The organism is Mesorhizobium sp. M0166, assembly GCF_040322255.1.
Lineage (GTDB): Bacteria > Pseudomonadota > Alphaproteobacteria > Rhizobiales > Rhizobiaceae > Mesorhizobium.
In genome coordinates this window covers 35,675-53,578 of the sequence record NZ_JAMYTD010000031.1, presented here as the reverse complement: position 1 = coordinate 53,578, position 17,904 = coordinate 35,675, and the positions used below count along the sequence as shown (strand labels likewise).

Annotated in this window: 19 protein-coding genes and 1 riboswitch; of the genes, 5 read left to right on the top strand and 14 right to left on the bottom strand. The window is 64.0% G+C overall.

Features of this window, described 5'->3' with window-relative positions; translation table 11 throughout:
• Nucleotides 1-39: 39 nt before the first annotated feature.
• The 5 genes from NKJ46_RS25955 to NKJ46_RS25935 all read right to left on the bottom strand — a co-directional run bounded on the left by NKJ46_RS25955 (nucleotide 40) and on the right by NKJ46_RS25935 (nucleotide 5,587).
• Nucleotides 40-1,437, bottom strand: a complete 1,398-nt coding sequence (locus NKJ46_RS25955) for an FAD-binding oxidoreductase (protein ID WP_352668648.1) — start codon at nucleotides 1,435-1,437, stop codon at nucleotides 40-42.
• Complete coding sequence (locus tag NKJ46_RS25950) at nucleotides 1,437-2,738, bottom strand: cytosine deaminase (RefSeq protein WP_352668647.1); 1,302 nt, start codon at nucleotides 2,736-2,738, stop codon at nucleotides 1,437-1,439. Before NKJ46_RS25950 ends, NKJ46_RS25955 begins: the two co-directional genes overlap by 1 nt.
• A 160-nt stretch (nucleotides 2,739-2,898) precedes the next feature.
• A complete protein-coding gene (locus NKJ46_RS25945; protein WP_352490743.1) occupies nucleotides 2,899-3,750 on the bottom strand; it encodes an ABC transporter permease in 852 nt (283 codons plus the stop codon).
• Entirely contained in the window at nucleotides 3,737-4,579 is an 843-nt protein-coding gene (locus tag NKJ46_RS25940) for an ABC transporter ATP-binding protein (RefSeq protein ID WP_352668636.1), read from the bottom strand. Before NKJ46_RS25940 ends, NKJ46_RS25945 begins: the two co-directional genes overlap by 14 nt.
• A gap of 3 nt (nucleotides 4,580-4,582) precedes the next feature.
• On the bottom strand, nucleotides 4,583-5,587 hold the full coding sequence (locus NKJ46_RS25935) for an ABC transporter substrate-binding protein (RefSeq protein ID WP_352668632.1): 1,005 nt from the start codon (nucleotides 5,585-5,587) through the stop codon (nucleotides 4,583-4,585).
• Between the two features lie 276 nt (nucleotides 5,588-5,863).
• On the opposite strand from NKJ46_RS25935, the gene NKJ46_RS25930 reads away from it, so the two are divergent.
• Complete coding sequence (locus NKJ46_RS25930; RefSeq protein ID WP_352640494.1) at nucleotides 5,864-6,247, top strand: RidA family protein; 384 nt, start codon at nucleotides 5,864-5,866, stop codon at nucleotides 6,245-6,247.
• Nucleotides 6,248-6,346: 99 nt separating this feature from the next.
• Nucleotides 6,347-7,150 carry a creatininase family protein gene (locus NKJ46_RS25925; RefSeq protein ID WP_352668631.1) on the top strand — a complete coding sequence of 268 codons (804 nt, stop codon included), beginning with the start codon at nucleotides 6,347-6,349 and terminating at the stop codon, nucleotides 7,148-7,150.
• On the opposite strand, the gene NKJ46_RS25920 is transcribed toward NKJ46_RS25925, so the two are convergent.
• Nucleotides 7,151-7,660 (bottom strand): tyrosine phosphatase family protein, encoded by a 510-nt coding sequence (locus NKJ46_RS25920; RefSeq protein ID WP_352668629.1) that lies wholly within the window; start codon nucleotides 7,658-7,660, stop codon nucleotides 7,151-7,153.
• Nucleotides 7,657-8,715, bottom strand: a complete 1,059-nt coding sequence (cobD, locus tag NKJ46_RS25915) for a threonine-phosphate decarboxylase CobD (protein WP_352668628.1) — start codon at nucleotides 8,713-8,715, stop codon at nucleotides 7,657-7,659. Before cobD ends, NKJ46_RS25920 begins: the two co-directional genes overlap by 4 nt.
• On the opposite strand from cobD, the gene cbiB reads away from it, so the two are divergent.
• Nucleotides 8,714-9,685, top strand: a complete 972-nt coding sequence (gene cbiB, locus NKJ46_RS25910) for an adenosylcobinamide-phosphate synthase CbiB (protein WP_352668625.1) — start codon at nucleotides 8,714-8,716, stop codon at nucleotides 9,683-9,685. The genes cobD and cbiB overlap by 2 nt on opposite strands.
• Before the next feature lie 432 nt (nucleotides 9,686-10,117).
• On the opposite strand, the gene cobO is transcribed toward cbiB, so the two are convergent.
• The 5 genes from cobO to NKJ46_RS25885 all read right to left on the bottom strand — a co-directional run bounded on the left by cobO (nucleotide 10,118) and on the right by NKJ46_RS25885 (nucleotide 13,885).
• Nucleotides 10,118-10,735 carry a cob(I)yrinic acid a,c-diamide adenosyltransferase gene (gene cobO / locus NKJ46_RS25905; RefSeq protein WP_352668623.1) on the bottom strand — a complete coding sequence of 206 codons (618 nt, stop codon included), beginning with the start codon at nucleotides 10,733-10,735 and terminating at the stop codon, nucleotides 10,118-10,120.
• A gap of 1 nt (nucleotide 10,736) precedes the next feature.
• Nucleotides 10,737-11,258, bottom strand: coding sequence for a bifunctional adenosylcobinamide kinase/adenosylcobinamide-phosphate guanylyltransferase (cobU, locus tag NKJ46_RS25900; protein ID WP_352668621.1), 522 nt, complete (start codon nucleotides 11,256-11,258; stop codon nucleotides 10,737-10,739).
• Complete coding sequence (locus tag NKJ46_RS25895) at nucleotides 11,251-12,033, bottom strand: CbtA family protein (RefSeq protein WP_352668619.1); 783 nt, start codon at nucleotides 12,031-12,033, stop codon at nucleotides 11,251-11,253. The genes cobU and NKJ46_RS25895 overlap by 8 nt, the downstream gene beginning before the upstream one ends.
• Nucleotides 12,034-12,048: 15 nt before the next feature.
• Nucleotides 12,049-12,228 (bottom strand): CbtB domain-containing protein, encoded by a 180-nt coding sequence (locus NKJ46_RS25890; RefSeq protein ID WP_352668617.1) that lies wholly within the window; start codon nucleotides 12,226-12,228, stop codon nucleotides 12,049-12,051.
• 36 nt (nucleotides 12,229-12,264) lie between these two features.
• Nucleotides 12,265-12,461: riboswitch (cobalamin riboswitch) on the bottom strand.
• A 224-nt stretch (nucleotides 12,462-12,685) separates the two neighbouring features.
• The gene (locus NKJ46_RS25885; protein WP_352668615.1) at nucleotides 12,686-13,885 is read right to left on the bottom strand and encodes an MFS transporter; all 1,200 of its coding nucleotides are present in this window, start codon (nucleotides 13,883-13,885) and stop codon (nucleotides 12,686-12,688) included.
• 246 nt (nucleotides 13,886-14,131) lie between these two features.
• On the opposite strand from NKJ46_RS25885, the gene NKJ46_RS25880 reads away from it, so the two are divergent.
• Nucleotides 14,132-15,130 carry a heparan-alpha-glucosaminide N-acetyltransferase gene (locus NKJ46_RS25880; protein ID WP_352668613.1) on the top strand — a complete coding sequence of 333 codons (999 nt, stop codon included), beginning with the start codon at nucleotides 14,132-14,134 and terminating at the stop codon, nucleotides 15,128-15,130.
• 16 nt (nucleotides 15,131-15,146) lie between these two features.
• Nucleotides 15,147-15,653: a methyltransferase family protein gene (locus NKJ46_RS25875; protein ID WP_352668610.1), complete on the top strand. Its 507-nt coding sequence runs from the start codon at nucleotides 15,147-15,149 to the stop codon at nucleotides 15,651-15,653.
• 18 nt (nucleotides 15,654-15,671) lie between these two features.
• Here the strand turns inward: NKJ46_RS25875 and NKJ46_RS25870 are convergent, their stop codons facing one another.
• Complete coding sequence (locus NKJ46_RS25870; protein ID WP_023676566.1) at nucleotides 15,672-16,058, bottom strand: MerR family transcriptional regulator; 387 nt, start codon at nucleotides 16,056-16,058, stop codon at nucleotides 15,672-15,674.
• A 139-nt stretch (nucleotides 16,059-16,197) separates the two neighbouring features.
• On the bottom strand, nucleotides 16,198-17,616 hold the full coding sequence (gene mgtE / locus NKJ46_RS25865; RefSeq protein WP_352567561.1) for a magnesium transporter: 1,419 nt from the start codon (nucleotides 17,614-17,616) through the stop codon (nucleotides 16,198-16,200).
• Nucleotides 17,617-17,904: the final 288 nt, after the last annotated feature.

Below are 17,904 nucleotides of genomic sequence, written 5' to 3'. Positions count from 1 at the left end.
GGCCAGAGGGGGGCATAGCGCCATACGCCCGTCATCGTCTCAACCCGTCTTCTCCAGCCCCTTGAACAGGAACGACTTGCCCGAGCGATAATCATAGTCCGGGTTTTCCCAGGCGATCATCTTGCCCGGATTGAGCAGCCCTTGCGGGTCGGTCTCGCGTTTGAAAGCCAGTTGCACTTCATCCGTCCGCTTCATGCCGCCTTCTTCCAGCGTGTAGCGATGCGGGTTGAAGATCCAGCAGCCATTGTCCTCGTGGATGCGGATGATCTCGTCGAGCCGCTCCGCCGTGGTGAAGCGGACCAGCGGCAGCCCGGCGATGCCGATGGCGCCGTCGAAGCGGATGAATTCGAGATGCGCCGGCACCTCGTCGCCGAAGCGTTCGACCATCGCCTTGACGTGACCGAGGTGGTCCGGCGACGGATAGCGGGTCTGCAGGTAGGTGATCGTCGGATCGACCCGGATGGCACGCAGCGTGGTGTGGTTCCAGGTCAGCTCATAGGCCGGCGGCAGCCCTTTGAGATCGGCCTCCTCGTCGGCACGAAAGACGATCTCGCCCTTGCTGCGCGCCGTGAAGGCAAGGAAGGCATCCATCGCATGCGGCGCGATCATCAGGACGACGATGCTTTGGCCGCGCCGGAAAAACCGCTGGTGGCGCTTGAAGTAATCGTAGGGGATAGGTGCTGCGATCGGCGTGATCAGCTTCGCCAGTATGCCGTCCTGGATGGCGAGATCGTTGCCGAAGCCGGCCGCATCCATGAAATCGTCGAAGCCGACGATGACGTCGATCCAGTCATAGCTGGCGGTCAGCGGCATCTCGACTTCGGTAATGATGCCGTTGGTGCCGTAGGCGTGCATGACCTTCAGCACATCCTCGCCGGTGAGTTCCATCACTCGCGGCTGTGCCTCCATCGTCACGGTCCTCAGCCGGATGACATTACCGAGGTCGCGCAGTCCGCCCCAGCGGATCGAGCCGATACCACCGGAGCCGCCGGCGACGAAGCCGCCGATCGATGCGGTGTTGTAGGTGGACGGCGACATACGGAGCTCCTGGCCGGAATGCGCCCGCGTCGCTCTGTCGATGTCGGCGAGCACGGCGCCGGGGCCGGTGACGACACGGCCCGGCGCGATCGCCTTGACCGCGTTCATCTCGGCGAGATTGAGCACGACGCCGCCGGATAGCGGCATCGCCTGCCCGTAATTGCCGGTGCCGCTGCCGCGCGGCGTTACCGGCACGCCATGCCGGTGGCAGGCGGCGAGAACGCGGACGACCTCGTCTTCGGTTTTCGGCGTCACGATCAGGTCGCCGGTGACATGCTCGAGCTGCTGCTTCAGCACCGGGCTATACCAGTAGAAGTCGCGGCTCTTCTGCTGGACGATCGCCGGATGGTCGTCGACCTTGAGGCCGTCCAGGTCGCGCTTGAGCGCCGCAATATCCATCATTCCACCATCAGATCATCGAGTTCGGCATAATCGGGCAGCTGGCGCTCGATCGCATGCCCGTCGCGCACGACAATGCGATCCGATTCGGGCCGCGACAGCAATTCCGTCCAGCTTCGCCCCTTGAAGACGACGAAATCGGCCGGCGCTCCGGCGGCAAGCGTGCCGAAACCGTCGAGCCGCATCACCTTGGCCGGCGTCGCGGTGACAGCTTGCGGCCAGTCGGCGACGGGATGGTCTAGATGCAGGATGCGCGTCGCCATGCGGTAGACCTCCAGCATGTCGAGATCGCCATAGGCGTAGAACGGGTCGCGCGTATTGTCGGAGGCGACGGCGACGGCAATGCCGCGCGCCTTCATCTCGTGCAGCAGCGTCACCCCGCGCCAGCGCGGCGTTGTCTTGTCGCCGCGCCGGTCCTGCAGATAGAGATTGCACATCGGCAGCGACACCACCGCCAGGCCGGCTTTGGCGACCTTGTCCAGCGTGTCGAGCACGTCGAGGTCGGGCTGGCGCGCCAGCGAACAGCAATGACCGACAAGGATGTTCCCGTCAAAACCGTTCCAGAGGGCGGCTTCGGCAATCTTCTTCAGCGAGATCGCCGAGACATCGTCGGTCTCGTCGGCATGGAAATCGAGGTCGAGGCCATGCTTGATCGCCTGCTCAAACACCTGGTCGAGCAGTTCTTCGAGATCCGGCACTATGTAGGTGACGACGCCGAGCACGCCCTTGGCAGCGGCCACCCGTTTGGCCAGCCTCTCGAACCATTTCCTGTCGCGCACGCCCTCGATGCCGAGCAGACAGGCCGCCTGCAGCTCGATGCGGCCGCGCCATTTCTCCCGCATCGTCTCGAACACCGGCCAGGAGATCTCTTCCTGCGGCGCAACGCTGTCGAGATGCGTGCGCAGCGCCTTGGTGCCATGCGCATAGGCCGAGCGCAGCGAAAAATCCATGCGACGCGCAACGTCGTCGGCGCTCCAGCGCGCCGCGCGGTCGGCGCCCGTTGCGTTCAGCGCGCTCATGAAGGTGCCGTCCGGGTTGGGCTTTCGAGGCCAGATATGGCCCTTGTCGATATGGGTGTGGCAGTCGACGAAGCACGGCAGCACGATGCGGCCGCCGAGGTCGGTGGCGTCTGCCGGTGCCTTGGATCGGCTATGTCCGACAATATTGGAGATTCTGCCGTCTGCGACGGCGATATCGGCAAGCGCAAATCCGTCGGCCTCGAACGGAGCGGCGAGCCCTGGTGTCAGTGACGCGTGAAGCCGGACGTTGGTGAGTACGAATTGACCGGATTGAGGGATCATCGTTGAGGTCATCGCTGCCCCTCATCCGCCTGCCGCCACCTTCTCCTCGTATAGTGACGGGGAGAAGGGATTGGCCGCAACGCTGGCGCCCCCCTCTCCCCGTTCTCCACGGGGAGAGGGTAAGGGTGAGGGGCAGCGCCTGCCTGCGAGAACAACTCCATCACCGCTCCTGCCTCAGCGCGCTCTCGTGCCAGCGCCGCAAAATGAGATGCGATATCAGCGACAGCACCAGGAAGATCAGGATGCCGGTGAGCGAGATCAGGATCAGCGCCGCGAACAACCTTGGTGCATTGAGCCGGTAGCCGGCCTCGATGATGCGCGAGGCGAGGCCGGACGACTGGCCGGTAGCGCCGGCGACGAACTCGGCCACCACCGCGCCGATCAGCGACAGGCCGCCGGCGATCTTCAGCCCGCCGAGGAAATAGGGCATCGCCGCCGGCAGCCGCAGGTAGCGCAATTGCTGCCAGCGGGTCGCGCCATTGAGCTTGAACATGTCGCGCAGATTGCGGTCGACGGAATTGAGGCCGAGCGTGGTGTTGGAGAGGATCGGGAAGAAGGCGACGATCCAGGCGCAAAGCAAAAGCTTTGTCGTCTGGTTGTCGACATAGATGTTGATCAGCGGAAAAATCGCGACGATCGGCGTCACCTGCAGCACGATGGCAAACGGAAAGAACGACATCTCCACCCATTTCGACTGCGCGAACAGCACCGCCAGCCCGACACCGCCGACTACGGCGAGAAGCAGGCTCAAGAAGGTGATCCTGAGCGTCACCAGCAGTGAGGAGAACAGCAGCCCGGCATCGTCGTGCAGCGTCTGCAGCACCACGCCGGGACGCGGCAGGATGTATTTCGGGATGTCGTTCCAGACACAGATGCGGTCCCACAGCCAGATCGCCAGGATCATGATGGCCAGCGGCAGCAGCCATCTGCCGATGCGCTCGAAGCGCTCCTGGCGGACGCGGCGCGCCTCCTCCGGGTCGAGTGCCAGGACTGGTTCTTCAATGGCCGTCATGATGCGGTCCGGCAGTTGAGTTGATGGCGCCGATCAGCACGTCGGACGCCTGGCGGCAGAGCGCGGCATAGTCGCGCGAGGTGCGAAACGCCTCGTCGCGCGGATAGGGCGCATCGACGGCAAGCTCGGCAAACACCCGGCCCGGCCGCGCCGCCATGACGACGACGCGGTTGGAGAGGAATACGCTTTCGAAGACGCTGTGGGTGACGAAAACGACGGTAAAGCGCTCATCCTGCCATAGCTCCAGCAGATCGTTGTTGAGCTTGAAGCGGGTGATCTCATCGAGTGCCGCAAACGGCTCGTCCATCAACAGAATGCGCGGCTTGGTTACCATGGCGCGGGCGATCGAGACGCGCATCTTCATGCCGCCCGACAGTTCGCGCGGCACCGCATTCTCGAAGCCGGTCAGGTGAACCCGCGCCAGCATCTCCCTCACCGCCGGCGCCGCCTTGGCCCGCGACACGCCCTTTAGCCGCAGCGGCAGCCAGACATTGTCGAAGACATCGGCCCAGGGCAGCAGCGTCGGCTCCTGGAAGACGAAGCCGATATTCGAACGGTCGCCGATAGTCGAACGATCGAGGGCGCCGCTGCCGCGCCAGTCGAGCACGCCAGAAGTCGGCGTCGACAGGCCGGCGATCAGCCGCAGCGCCGTCGATTTGCCGCAGCCCGACGGCCCGAGCAGGCTGAGGAAATCGCCTTCCCGGATCGTCAGCTCGACATTGCTGAGCGCGGTGACGCCGTTGGAAAACACCTTGCCGACGCCACGCAGCGCCAACAGGGTCGGCCCCGATACGCTCCCTGGCTGTTGCGCCACTTTCTCCAGCTTCACGGCCTACTTCTTCAGGTCGAGCCCGACGCTCTTGTTGACGAAGGCCAGCGTGTAGGCCTTCTTGATGTCGATGCCCGCCGGCGCGACCTTGGCCTTCACCATCTTGTCGTAAAAACTCTGGATGCGCGCGTCGCTCATGGCGCCGATGCCGAGCTTTTCGCTGTCGCCGGAATCGACCACACCGAACTTCTTCAGCTGCTCGATCGAGAAGGCGATCTGCTCATCCGTCATGTCCGGATTTTCCTTTTTGATCATCTCGTTGGCGGCCTTGTTGTCACCGTAGAGATAATTGTACCAGCCCTTGGCCGAGCCATCGACGAAGCACTGGACCACCTCGGGACGCTTGTCGATCGTCTCCTGCATGGTCTCGACCGTCGTTGCATATGTGTCCCAGCCATAGTCGGCCAGCAGGAACTGGTTCGGCGTGAAACCGCCCTGCTTCTGGACGGCGAATGGCTCCGAGGTGACGTAACCCTGCTGGATCGACTTCTTGTTGGCGATGAACGGCGCCGGGTTGAAGGTGTAGGGGACGCGCTTGGCGGCATCGAAGCCGAGGTCGGTGACCATCCACTGGAAGAAGGTCTGCGCACCTTCGTCGCCGAGGATGTACTGGTCGGCGTTCTTCAGGTCTTCCCATTTATCCAGCCCTTGCCCGGGATGGGACATGATGACCTGCGGGTCCTTCTGGAAGTCCGCAGCCACGACGCGCATCGGTATGCCTTGCTGCACGGCATCGAAGGCCGACAGCAGATTGCCGCCCATGTAGAAATCGATCTTACCTGCGAGCAGCAGCGGCCGGCCGCTGACCTGTGGGCCGCCCTGCATGATCGTCACGTCGATGCCGCAGGCGGCATAGGTGCCATCCACCACGGCCTGGTAGTAACCGCCATGTTCCGGCTCGGCCAGCCAGTTGGTGCCGAAGGTGACTTTTTCGTTCGCTGCCGCGGCAAGCGTGCCTGCGCCAAGCAGCACGATCACGCCCGCCGAAATCTTGAGTCTTCCGTACATCCACACCACCCTTTGTTCGCCCCGGCGCATCACGCGCCGGGCTCGACACCATTGTTTCAAGAAGCAAGACACATGCCACCGGCGCGTTGCGTCGGGACCGCCCGCTTGTGCAGTGCCCGCCTGTGCAATGGAGGCGCGAAGGCCGGACGGGTCATGCTGTACGAAAGGCATCGTGCCTATTTTTTGATCGCCTGTCCACAATCGCCCTCGTGACATGCACCGCCATCTTGATGCCCGCATCGATCCCGCTTTAGGCTGCCGTCAACGGAGATTGCCATGTTCAAATTTCTCACGCCGAAGTCGATCAAGCCGCCCTTCGCCCGCTACAGCCATGGCGTCGAGCTGCCCCCCGGAAAGCGGCTGGTTCTGTGTTCGGGCCAGGTCGCGATCACAGCGGACGACCAGATCCCGGAAGAGGCCGGCGCACAGGCCGAGCTCTGCTTCCAGAACATAGCGGCGATCCTCGGCGAGGCCGGGCTCGGCCTGTCCGACATTGTCCGCATCAACGCCTACGTCACCGACCGCGCCTTCCTGCGTCCCTATATGGAGGTTCGCGACCGGCTGTTCGCCAGCCCTGCGCCCGCCTCGACGCTGATGATCGTGTCCGGTTTTGCCCGGCCGGAATTCAAGGTCGAGATCGAGGTCATCGCGGCGGGATGATCGACAGGATCGGAATCGACAGGCAGATGATCTCCAGTTACACGACAAGGTTGGCGCTGCCCCTCATCAAGCGCGCATTCAGTCTCCTCGAGGTTCAAAATGGCCGGAACAAAAAAACGCGTATGGTGGGGCGACTACCGGACAACCGAATACGCGACCGTCGATCCGGAGGCGACGATCGCCATCCTCCCGGTGGCGGCGATTGAGCAACACGGCCCGCATCTGCCGGTCTCGACCGACACTTCGATCATGAACGGCATGCTCGACACGGTGATCGCCCGCCTGCCCGGCGATCTCGACATCCGCATCCTGCCGGTCCAGGCGGTGGGCAAGTCGAACGAGCATTTACATGCACCCGGCACCCTCACTTTGCCGGCGACGACCCTGGTGGAGGCGTGGACCGAACTCGGCCTGTCGGTCGCGCGCGCCGGCGTCCGAAAACTGATTGTCGTCAACTCGCATGGCGGCAATGAAGAGATCATGGGCATCGTCACCCGCGAATTGCGCGTGCGGGCAAAGATGCTGGCGGTAAAGACCAGCTGGCAGCGTTTTGGCCGGCCGGCCGGCATGTACACCGACCTCGAAGACCGCCACGGCATCCATGGCGGCGACGTCGAGACCTCGCTGATGCTGCATTTCCAGCCCGACCTCGTCGATATGGGGAAGGCCGACAATTTCGTGTCCAAGGTCGCCCGCGCCGAAAAGGAATTTTCGCTGCTGCGCCACACCGGAACGCACGCCTTCGCCTGGATCGCCAGCGACCTCAACCCGAATGGTGTGGTCGGCGACGCCAGCATTGCCACCGCCGAAAAAGGCCGACTCACCGCCGAACATCAGGCCGACGGTTTCATCAGCCTGCTGAGGGACGTGCGCAAGGCAAAGCTGGCGGACTGGCTGGCGTAGTTACCCCTCGATCTTCAACGCAAACGGCGTGCCCTCAAACGCTTCGGCACCGCGCCCGATCGCCTCAATGGCGCGGCTCATGCGGCCGTTGCGCTCGAGCAGTGCGTCGGCAATTGCGATCAGCCGCGGATTGGGCGTCGCGGTGGGCGACAGCGCGCGCAGAGTCTCAGCCAATTCGGCTTCGTCGCGCTTCGGCGCCAGCGCTGCCGCGATGATATAGGCCGAAGCGGTCGAGCGGCTGATGCCGGCGTAACAATGCACGACCAGCGGCCGCGAGCGATCCCATTGGCGCGCGAAATCGAGCAGGTTCAAGACATGCTCCTCGCCCGGCATCGTCATGCCCTCCTGCGCCACCGCAATGTCGTGCATGACCAGATGCAGATGGTTTTCCCTGGTGATCGAGGCCGGGCGCACCACCTCGGTGCCGGCAGCGAGCAGCGAAAGCAGCCGCTCGGCCCCGGTCTTCGTTACCGTTTCCTCGACTTTGGACAGCGAACAGACGTGGATCATTGGGTCGTTTCTCCCTTGGCATCATCGTCGCGCCGCGAGGCCCAGCCGGCAAGCGCTGATTCGAGCCGCCGCCATTCTTCGTCGGCTCCCGGCAGGCCGGCGCGCAGCACATCCGGCCGGCCGGCGAAATGCCGAAGCAGGATGCCGCGCTGGCCAAGCGCCGAAAACAGGCCGGCGGCGTTCGCCAGCCTGAGATAGCGGAACAGCGTGGTGCCACCGGCGACAGGCACGCCGAAGCGGCCGAACAACGTATCGAGCCGTGCGGCGTCCTCGACCAGACGGAGCCGCATCCCGGCCTGCCAGCCGTTGTCGGCAAGCGCCCTTATGCCATATTCGAGCGCCGGCCCGGCAACCGCCCATGGCCCGAATTGCGCCTCCAGCCGCTCGACCGTCAGCGCGTCGGCCAGTGCAAAGCCAAGCCGCAGGCCGGCCAGGCCGAAGAACTTGCCGAACGAGCGCAGCACGACGATGCCGCCCCGGTCGACCTCGCCGGCCAGGCTTTCGCTGCGCGGGCCGACATCCATGAATGCCTCGTCGACGACCAGCAGCCCGCCTCTGGCGCGTAATGTCCCGGCAAGTCGAAGCAATCTTTCGCGCTCGACGACGCGCCCGTCCGGGTTGTTGGGATTGACGACGACGGCAAGGTCGGCCGCCGCCAAGGCTTCGAAATCATCGACTTCAGCCGCCGCATGGCCGGCGATGGCCGCTGCCCGCCGATGCTCGGCATAAGTCGGCCCGAGCACCAGCGCCTTGCCCGGGCTGACCAGCGAAGCGACGCGCGGCAACAGGACCTGCGTGCCGGGCGCAGCTGCGACATTCACTGCCGACGGCGCGCCATAGGCGCTTGCCGCGACCGCAGCCAATTCATGGGTACGCGCGGCTTCCGGCAATCGCGACAGGGCGGTGGCGGGCAAATCGAAAAGCGGGTAGGAGTGCGGATTGATCCCGGTCGAGAGGTCGACGAAAGGCAGCGGCGCGTGAGGGAAAAGCGCCCTCGCCCGGCCAAGGCTTCCGCCGTGGTCCACTACTGCCGTCACTCCATCAAGAGACTTCATGTCGATCCTGATCGCTTTCCTGTCGCTGGCCATCGAACTTGTACTCGGCTACCCGGCCCGGCTCTTCGATGCCATTGGCCATCCCGTCACCTGGTTCGGCAGGCTGATATCCTTTCTCGACCGCAGGCTCAACCGCGCCACTGATTCCGACGCCGACCGTCGCCGCTGGGGCGTCGTCGCGTTGCTGGTGATCGTGCTGGTGCCGGCCGCCGTCGCCCTCTGGCTCGAGATCGTGCTTTGGAGCATTCCCCTCGGCTTGTTGGTCACCGCAATCCTGGCGACGTCGCTACTGTCGCAGAAGAGCTTGGCCGAGCATGTCGAAGCGGTCGCCGACGCACTCGACAGCGGCGGACTGGACATGGGCCGCATCGCCGTCTCGCGGATCGTCGGCCGCGACCCGGAAAAGCTCGACAGGGCCGCTGTCTGCCGCGCCGCGATCGAAAGCCTGGCCGAGAATTTCTCCGACGGCATCGTCGCGCCGGCCTTCTGGCTCGGTGTCGGCGGGCTCGCCGGCGGCGTCGCCTACAAGGCCGCCAACACCGCCGATTCGATGATCGGTCATCGCACCCCGCGCCACGAGGCCTTCGGCTGGGCGGCGGCGCGCTTCGACGACTGGATCAACCTGCCGGCGTCGCGGCTGACGGCGCTGCTGATCGTGCTAGCGGCTTTCCTGGTCAAGGGCGCCGACGCCAAAGCCGCCTGGCACGCCGTGCGGCGCGATGCGAAAAAGCACCGCTCGCCCAATGCCGGCTGGCCGGAAGCAGCGATGGCCGGCGCGCTCGGCCTGGCGCTCGCCGGCCCCCGTTCCTATGACGGAGTCATGGTCGAAGACGCATTGATGGGCGAAGGCGGCCGGCGCGACGACGTCGAGAGCACCGACATCCGACGGGCGTTGAAACTCTACCGCGTCGCCGACTTACTGCTGATCGGGCTGTTCGGGGTGGTCGCAGTGGTTGTCATACTGGCGTGACCTGCGCTCGAGATCGAGCGCAAACAGAAAACCCGCCATGCGGCGGGTCGTTGGAGCCAATTGGCACCATACCGAAATTAGTAGCATAGCTGCCGGCACAAAGCAAGAACAAAATAGGGCTACGCCGCAAAATAATCGCTTCAGGTCGGCGCTGCCCCATTGCAGACGCTTAACGTTCGAAGTTGGCGAAAGACGAAGCGACATCCGATCTCCCCCCTTGCGGGGGAGATGTCCGGCAGGACAGAGGGGGGTGGGCCGGATCGCCAATTTTTCGATTTAGCCCTATTCCGAATAGCTTGATTGCCTGGCAAGTCGGCGGGACAGCACCCCCCTCTGCCCTGCCGGGCATCTCCCCCGCAAGGGGGAGATTGGCAGCTTCGTCGACGGCACCGCATCGGCATTCTGGAGGGCGCCTACCGATCGCCAAACCCCTCAGAACTCGATCCCCTGCTGCGCCTTCACGCCGGCGGAGAAGTGGTGCTTGGTCACGCCCATCTCGGTGACCAGATCGGCCGCCTCGACCAATGCCGGCTTGGCGTTGCGGCCGGTGACGACGACATGCAGGCCTTCGCGACGCGCCTTCAGTGCCGCGACCACCTTTTCGAGGTCGAGATAGTCGTAACGCAGCGCGATGTTCAGCTCGTCGAGCACCACGAGGCTGATCGACGGGTCGGCCATCAGCTCCAGCGCCTTCGCCCAGGCTGCCTCGGCCGCCGCGATGTCGCGTTTCAGGTCCTGCGTCTCCCAGGTAAAGCCTTCGCCCATGGCGTGCCAGACGACGCGATCGCCAAAACTAGCAAACGCGTCTTTCTCGCCGGTGTGCCATTTGCCCTTGATGAACTGGACGACGCCGACGCGCTTGCCATAGCCGAGCATTCTGAGCGCCAGACCGAAGGCGGCCGTGGTCTTGCCCTTGCCCGGTCCGGTGTTGACGATCAGCAGCCCCTTCTCGACCGTCTTGGCCGCGACCTCGGCGTCCTGCACCGCCTTGCGCTTGGCCATCTTGGCGCGGTGGCGTTCCTCGTCCTTGGGATCGATAGCATCAGCCATGTCATTTCACCTTGAGCGGCAGCCCCGCCACCATCAAAAGCACGCTGTCCGCGACGGCCGCGACGTCCTGGTTCAGCCGGCCGGCGGCGTCGCGAAACCGTCTTGCCAGCGCATTGTCCGGCACGATGCCCTGGCCGACCTCGTTGGACACCACGAACCACGGCCCACGCGGCCGCGACAGCACATCGGCCAGCCTCCGGCATTCGGCCTCGACATCATGGTCGGCCAGCATATGGTTGGTCAGCCACAGCGTCAGGCAGTCGATCAGCACCGGCTGGCCGTCAGGCAGCGCTCCGATCGCGCCGGCAAGGTCGAGCGGCGCATCGATGGTCGTCCAGCCGGCGCCGCGCCGCGAGCGGTGCAGCGCGATGCGCTGGCGCATCTCTTCGTCATAGGCTTGCGCCGTGGCGATATAGCTCCACGGCGCCGGACAGGCCGTTACTAGCCTCTCGGCATGCGCGCTCTTGCCAGAGCGCCCGCCGCCGATGACCAGGGTCAGCGCCCCGGCAGCGCGGTCAGGCAAAGCTGTCGCGCAGGCTGGTCGCCGTGCCGGTGAAGCGTCCGCGCACCACGCCGACGACCGCGCCGAGCACCAGCCAGAACACCAGATTGGTCAGCGTCACCGCCACCACGAACTGATGATGCAGGCCTTCCGGGATCGCCGTCTCGAAACTGTCGGGCTGCGGCGCGCCGACGATATGCGGCGCGACGATCAACGCCACGGCAAGGACCGCCAGCGGCAGCGATCTGCGGAAGGCGATAAGGCCGAGACCGGCCGCGGTCGCCACCACTGTTGCCCACCACCAGATCTGGCGTTGGACAAGGTCGGCCGTCGGCATCGCCGGCAATTCCGGCGGCAGGCCGAGGCCCGGCGCCAGCGTGAACACGGCAAAGCCGGCCAGCCCCCAGAACAGGCCCTGGCGCCAATTGCCGATGCCGCCGGCGAACTCCGAAACCGCAACCAGGACCAGCGCGAAGCCGATGCCGGTGACGATATTGGCAACGACGCTGAAGCCGAAGCGCTCGAAGCCGTCGGCCGGCGCCCAGCTTTCCTCTTGCGCCGGAGCCATTGCTTCCGCCGGTGCGGGAGCGGCGCTGCTCATAGCCGTCGTGCCCGCGGCGTTCTCGGCCGGTGCCGCAGGTGCCGCGGCATGGTCATGGCCGCCGCCGGCCTGTTCGTAGACTTCCGCCTTGAGGATGAGCGGCACCGTGGCATAGGCCTGCATGCAGGCGAGAACGACGCCGGCCACAAGCCCTGCGATCGCCGCGATGAACACGACGTTGCGAAACAGTGTCATGATGTCAGCCCCTTGTCAGTGGCAGGGAAAGCCCATTGAGTGGCGATAGTCGTGCGCGGCATTGTGGACCGCATCGATATGCGAGAAGCCGACAAAGCCCATGACGAAAACGCCGAGGAATGCAGCAAGCGCCAGCTGCATGAGACGCGACTGCGAGGAGACGGAAGCGCCGAGCGAAACGGAAGCGGTATTCATGTCTTGTCCTTTCGCCCTCCACCCGAGGGCATAGAAGTCAGTTTCCTGTCGCCGGCAGGTCTCCTGGCTCGCGGATCAGCGCCCTTCCCCACCTTCCCGAAGGCGAACCTTCAGTGGCATATGGAGAGGACTACCGCACACAGTTGCGGGGGCAGCCACGGCATTGGGCAAACAACTTGCCCTCACCGCATTCCCTCTTGGTTCCAAACGGAACCGACGACATCAGCGACTATAGGCAGAATCGCCGCGCCCGGCAAACCAAATTCCGCCGTATCGTGTGGCGAATGCGCCGCCTCGCCAAGCTCGCCGACCGGCACCGCGATTGACAATTTTTACCACCGGGTGTCGGCTGCGGATGGCGCTCGATGCGCCACAAAGCCGGCGTGCTGATGCCGGAGGAATATGATTTGCACCGCTTCCACAACTGGGTGCGGGAGCGCCATGCGGCGCTCGAACATCAAAGCGATTTGGGCAGATAGCGCCAGGTGACGAAGCCGCAGATCGCCGCCAGAAGGCCGAGCGTAGCGAAAACCGCGCCCAATCCGAAGAACGCCAGCACCACCGAATAGACCAGCGGCGGCGTCAGCTCGGAAAAGTCGAGATAGGTGCGGTAGACCGCCGCCATCTGTGCCCTCTCATACGAGCGCACCGAGCGCATGAAGGCGGTTGAGCCCAGCGCATCGAGCGCGATGGTGAAGAAGGCACCGCAAAGCAGCAAGGCGCCGGTGACGAGCGGTGCGGCCTCGCCAACGGCGCCGGCCGCCAGCAGCGTTGCCGACATCGCGAAATAGGCGAACGTCATAGTCCGCCGGCCGCCGAAACGCTTTCCTGCCCTGCCCCAGAAGATGGCCATGAACAAAAGCGCATTGCCGGCCGAAACCAAGAGGCCGCCGGCGAGCTTGCCCTCGCCGGTGATCACCATGAACAACGGCCCATAGACGAAGAACGTCGTCCAGAAGCAGGAGCGGCCGAAGGCGATCAGCCAGGCGAGCCTCAGCCTTGGCTGCGCGACGAAGCGGCCGATATTGGCCAGCGGATTGACCGGCCGCGTCTTGCCGGGGCGGATCGACGGGTTGTCGCCAAGCCGGTAAGTCCAGAACAGCGCCAACAAGGCCATGGCGAAGACGGCCACCGCGCCATGCGCGGCATAGATGCCGAAACGCGTGTAGAGGAAAATGCCGAGCGTCGGCCCGGCAGTCCAGGCAAGCATCGACCACGCCATGCGCAGCGACTCGGCCTGCATGAAATCGGTCTTGCGGATATGATCCATGATGTAGAGGTTGAGCGTGATCGCCAGCGCGCCGGCGCCGACGACGCGGCAGAGCATGCCGACCACCTGGCCGGCCAGCGTATGGGTGACGAAGAACAGCGAGCCGGCGGCCAGCAGACAAGCGCCGGCGGTATAGACCCAGCGCCGGGCAAAGCGGGCGATCAGCATCGGCATGAACAGCGTCGCCGACAGGCCGAGCATCGCCACGATCGTGTAGAGGATCGAAACGATCTGCTCGTTGTGCAGGATCTCGTAGGCCTGGATCGGGATGACGCTGGATACGGTGGCGCGCGCGAAGGATTCGACCGCATAGAGCGAGGCGAAGGTGCGGGCATCCGCCGGCCGCAAGGCCGCAAGCCAGATCGGATGGCGCACATGGGTAGCCATTGTGTTCCCCGAAGCCGAATCGCCCGATGCAGGGTTTGGAGCACAAATCTGCCGCGGCGATTCCTTGCCGGGTAACAGGAAACCGACGCCTTCACGGCAAAAAGCGAAGCCGGCCAAAGGCTTTCCGGCTCTGGCCTAAAGCAGCTCTGATGCCGACCGGCACCAACGCGACGCAAGGCCCTGCTTCTTTTGACGGTGGCAACCGTGATAGTCGTCTTGCCGGGGCTGAACCAAGACAGCGAGACCATGAGCATCGACACGCCGAGCGCAGCCGTTCAGGATCAACCGAAGTCGAAGCGTATCGCCGCTATCGACATTGCACGCGGCATCGCATTGCTTGCCATGGCGAGCTATCATTTCACCTGGGACCTCGAATTCTTCGGCTACACCGATCCGGGCCTCACCGCCTTCGGCTGGTGGAAAATCTATGCGCGCTGCATCGCCTCGAGCTTCCTGTTCCTGGTCGGCATCAGCCTCTATCTCGCCCATGGAAAAAAAATCCGCTGGACCGGCTTCTGGAAGCGCTTCGCCATGGTTGCCGGGGCAGCGCTCGCAATATCGCTGGTCACCCGCATCGCCACGCCGGACGGCTTCATCTTCTTCGGCATATTGCACGAGATCGCGCTCGCCAGCCTGCTCGGCCTGGCGTTCCTGCGGCTCCCGGCGCTGCTGACGCTTGCCGTGGCGGCCCTCGTTATCGCGGCGCCCTTCTACTTGCGATCCGAGCTTTTCGATCATCCGGCTTTGTGGTGGGTCGGCCTGTCGGCGACCAACCCCCGGTCCAACGACTACGTTCCGCTGCTGCCCTGGTTCGGCGCCGTACTTGCCGGCATCGCGGTTACCAAGCTCGCCGCCACCTCCGGCGCGCTGACGCGGCTGTCGGCCTTGGCGCCCGGCCGCTGGGCAAACCCGCTGGTCTTCATCGGTCGGCACAGCCTTGCCTTCTATTTGATCCATCAGCCGCTGCTGATCGGCTCGGTCTGGCTGTTTTCGCAATTCATGCCGGCGCAGGCCGAAACCAGGGAGGTGAGTTTTCTGAAATCCTGCCAGATATCCTGCGAGCAGGCACGCGACACCGAGTTCTGCTCCAGCTATTGTGCCTGCATGCTGGACACTCTCCAGGGCGAAGCCTCGCTTGACCGGCTCTACAGCAACGACCAGTCCCAGGAGTGGAAGGCGCATATTGGCGAGCTCGCCGGAACCTGCACCGCCCAAACCGAGGCGGCGGAACCGGGAACGCGCTAATCGAGGGAGGACAATAATGAGCGACAGTCACCCGAAACCCGTGCAGCAAAATCCTGGGCTGCCGAAGCTGGGGCACATCCCATGGCCGCCGCTGATCTATATCGCCGCCATCATCGTCAGCGTCGCGCTGGGGCTGTTCTATCCGCTGCCGTGGATCGGCGATCTTCTCGGCGACATCCTGTTCGCCGCCGGCCTTGTGGGGTTGGTGGCGGTTGCCGCACTCTGGTTCACGGCAATCCGCACCATGATCCGCGCCAAGACGACGCTCAACCCGAACGGCGTGCCTGACCATCTGGTGACCACCGGACCCTTCGCCGTCAGCCGCAACCCGATCTACCTCGCCAACACATTGCTGCTGGTCAGCCTCGCCTTTGTCACTGGGATCGCCTGGTTCCTGCCGCTGGCGGTCATCGCGGCGTTCCTGACGCAGAAGCTGACGATCGAGAGCGAGGAGAAGGTGCTGACGGCCAAATTCGGCAAGAAATACCGGGACTACGCCAAAAGGGTGCGGCGCTGGATTTGAGCCGAGGCTGACGCCGGCTTAGGTGGTGACGCCGAGTTCCACCAGCCGCTCGACGCAGGACTCCTCGGCCTGGTCGAGCTCGGCCAGGGTCTCTTCGAGGTCGCGGCGTTTTTGGCGCAAATCCTCGCGCTTTTCCTCGATGCGCTTGATCATCAATTTGAGCTGGCCGACCTCGCCGGGCGGCTCCCTGTACATCTGGATGATTTCGCGGATCTCGTTGATCGAGAAGCCGAGCCTCTTGCCGCGCATGATCTGGCGGATGAGATGCCGGTCCGACGGACGGAACAGCCGGGTGCGGCCGCGCCTTACCGGCTGCACCAGCCCTTCGTCCTCGTAGAAGCGCAACGTCCGCGTCGACACGTCGAATTCGCGGGTCAGCTCCGTGATCGAATAATATTCCCGCATCGTCACTCCAATGCCCCGGCCACGCCGCGAGTTCCAACTGGCCGGCGCCGCCGGCGCCCAGGCGCGCACCAGAATCGGCGTACAAGGCACCTTCCAAAGCCTCGCACGACATTTACGTAAAAGTCAATTGAGGTGCCGTTCAGCTTACGCCGAACCACCATGTGGCAAGCCCGAGAAAGGCAAAGAAGCCGACGACATCGGTGACCGTGGTGACGAAAACCGCCGAAGCCACAGCCGGGTCGATCTTGAAGCGGTCGAGCAGCAGCGGGATCAGGATGCCCGCCAGAGCCGCCACGAACATGTTGATGATCATCGCAGCCGCGATGATGCCGCCGAGATTGCGATCGTGGAACCAGGCAGCAGCGACGAGGCCGATCAGGATGGCGAAGATGATGCCGTTGATGAAGCCCACCCCGATTTCGCGGCGGATGATGCGGCCGGCATTGTAGATGTCGAGGTCCCTGGTCGCCAGCGCCCGCACCGTGACCGTCATGGTCTGCGAGCCGGCATTGCCGCCCATGCCGGCGACAATCGGCATCAGCACCGCCAGCGCCACGATATGCTCGATAGTGCGGTCGAACAGGCCGATCACCGAGGCCGCCAGGAAAGCCGTCAGAAGATTGACCAGCAGCCAGGGTACGCGCGAGCGCGAGGTCGAAAAGATGCTGTCCGAGAGTTCTTCGTCGCCGACGCCGCCCATGCGCAGCAGATCTTCCTCGGCCTCCTGCTGGATGACGTCGACGACGTCGTCGATGGTCAGCACGCCGACCAGCCGCTCGTTCTCGTCGACGACGGCAGCGGACAGAAGATCGTATTGTTCGAATTCGCGCGCCGCCTCCTCCTGGTCCATGGTGGCCGGGATGGCATGCCTGGTCTCATGCATGACTTCCTCGACCTTGACCGAGCGCTTGGTGCGCAGGATCTGGTCGAGGTCGATGGCGCCGAGCAGCTTGAAGCTCGGATCGATGACGAAGATCTGGCTGAAACGGTCAGGAAGATTGTTGTCCTCGCGCATGTAGTCAATGGTCTGGCCGATCGTCCAGAAGGGCGGCACCGCGACGAACTCCGTCTGCATGCGGCGGCCGGCGGTCTCTTCGGGATAATCGAGCGAGCGCCGCAGCCTGATCCGCTCGGTGAACGGCAGCTGCGACAGGATCTCGTCCTGGTCCTCCTGGTCGAGGTCTTCGAGAATGTAGACGGCATCGTCGGAATCGAGATCCTGCACACCTTGAGCGATCTGCGCATTGGGCAGACTGTCGACGATGTCGCGGCGGATCGCCTCGTCGACCTCGGTCAGCGCGGAAAAGTCGAAATCCTTGCCCAGCAATTCGACCAGCGCGCGCCGCTGTTCCGGGTGCAGGGCCTCGAGCAGGTGACCGAGTTCCGACTGGTGCAGATCGTCGACTTCACGCTTCAGCGTCAGTGTATCGCGATCGGCGATCGCGGCACCGATCTGGGCGAGGAACGACGAGAGGATGACGCCGTCCTCGTCATAGATGTCGGCGCGGCGCTCCTCGGCCGCCCTGGCGCCGGTCATATGTTCGTCCTGGCCTTCCACCAGCGCCTCCAGCCATCGGATTTCCGGATAAGGTGCCTGTCAGGTCTAGACCATGATCTTGAAAAGTGGAAACCGGTTTTCCGAAAAGATCTTGGTCGAACACAAAGATGGAGCGGCGGCATGATTCGCTTGAGAATCGGCCTCTCTGTGCGCAACGGACGGATATCAGACCACCTTGCGAGCTGCCGGTTGCCCAAGGTTGATAATTCAAGATTGAAAATTAGATAATTCTAATTTAGTATCTCTATAATTATCACTAATAAATGGAGGGTGTTTATGGGGAAGTAT

What these genes read in the sequence shown, in the direction of transcription:
- NKJ46_RS25955 (WP_352668648.1), bottom strand. Translation starts at nt 1,437, where the DNA reads ATGGATATTGCGGCGCTCAAGCGCGACCTGGACGGCCTCAAGGTCGAC.
- NKJ46_RS25950 (WP_352668647.1), bottom strand. Translation starts at nt 2,738, where the DNA reads ATGATCCCTCAATCCGGTCAATTCGTACTCACCAACGTCCGGCTTCAC.
- NKJ46_RS25945 (WP_352490743.1), bottom strand. Translation starts at nt 3,750, where the DNA reads ATGACGGCCATTGAAGAACCAGTCCTGGCACTCGACCCGGAGGAGGCG.
- NKJ46_RS25935 (WP_352668632.1), bottom strand. Translation starts at nt 5,587, where the DNA reads ATGTACGGAAGACTCAAGATTTCGGCGGGCGTGATCGTGCTGCTTGGC.
- NKJ46_RS25930 (WP_352640494.1), top strand. Translation starts at nt 5,864, where the DNA reads ATGTTCAAATTTCTCACGCCGAAGTCGATCAAGCCGCCCTTCGCCCGC.
- NKJ46_RS25925 (WP_352668631.1), top strand. Translation starts at nt 6,347, where the DNA reads ATGGCCGGAACAAAAAAACGCGTATGGTGGGGCGACTACCGGACAACC.
- NKJ46_RS25920 (WP_352668629.1), bottom strand. Translation starts at nt 7,660, where the DNA reads ATGATCCACGTCTGTTCGCTGTCCAAAGTCGAGGAAACGGTAACGAAG.
- cbiB (WP_352668625.1), top strand. Translation starts at nt 8,714, where the DNA reads ATGTCGATCCTGATCGCTTTCCTGTCGCTGGCCATCGAACTTGTACTC.
- cobD (WP_352668628.1), bottom strand. Translation starts at nt 8,715, where the DNA reads ATGAAGTCTCTTGATGGAGTGACGGCAGTAGTGGACCACGGCGGAAGC.
- cobO (WP_352668623.1), bottom strand. Translation starts at nt 10,735, where the DNA reads ATGGCTGATGCTATCGATCCCAAGGACGAGGAACGCCACCGCGCCAAG.
- NKJ46_RS25895 (WP_352668619.1), bottom strand. Translation starts at nt 12,033, where the DNA reads ATGACACTGTTTCGCAACGTCGTGTTCATCGCGGCGATCGCAGGGCTT.
- NKJ46_RS25890 (WP_352668617.1), bottom strand. Translation starts at nt 12,228, where the DNA reads ATGAATACCGCTTCCGTTTCGCTCGGCGCTTCCGTCTCCTCGCAGTCG.
- NKJ46_RS25885 (WP_352668615.1), bottom strand. Translation starts at nt 13,885, where the DNA reads ATGGCTACCCATGTGCGCCATCCGATCTGGCTTGCGGCCTTGCGGCCG.
- NKJ46_RS25880 (WP_352668613.1), top strand. Translation starts at nt 14,132, where the DNA reads ATGAGCATCGACACGCCGAGCGCAGCCGTTCAGGATCAACCGAAGTCG.
- NKJ46_RS25875 (WP_352668610.1), top strand. Translation starts at nt 15,147, where the DNA reads ATGAGCGACAGTCACCCGAAACCCGTGCAGCAAAATCCTGGGCTGCCG.
- NKJ46_RS25870 (WP_023676566.1), bottom strand. Translation starts at nt 16,058, where the DNA reads ATGCGGGAATATTATTCGATCACGGAGCTGACCCGCGAATTCGACGTG.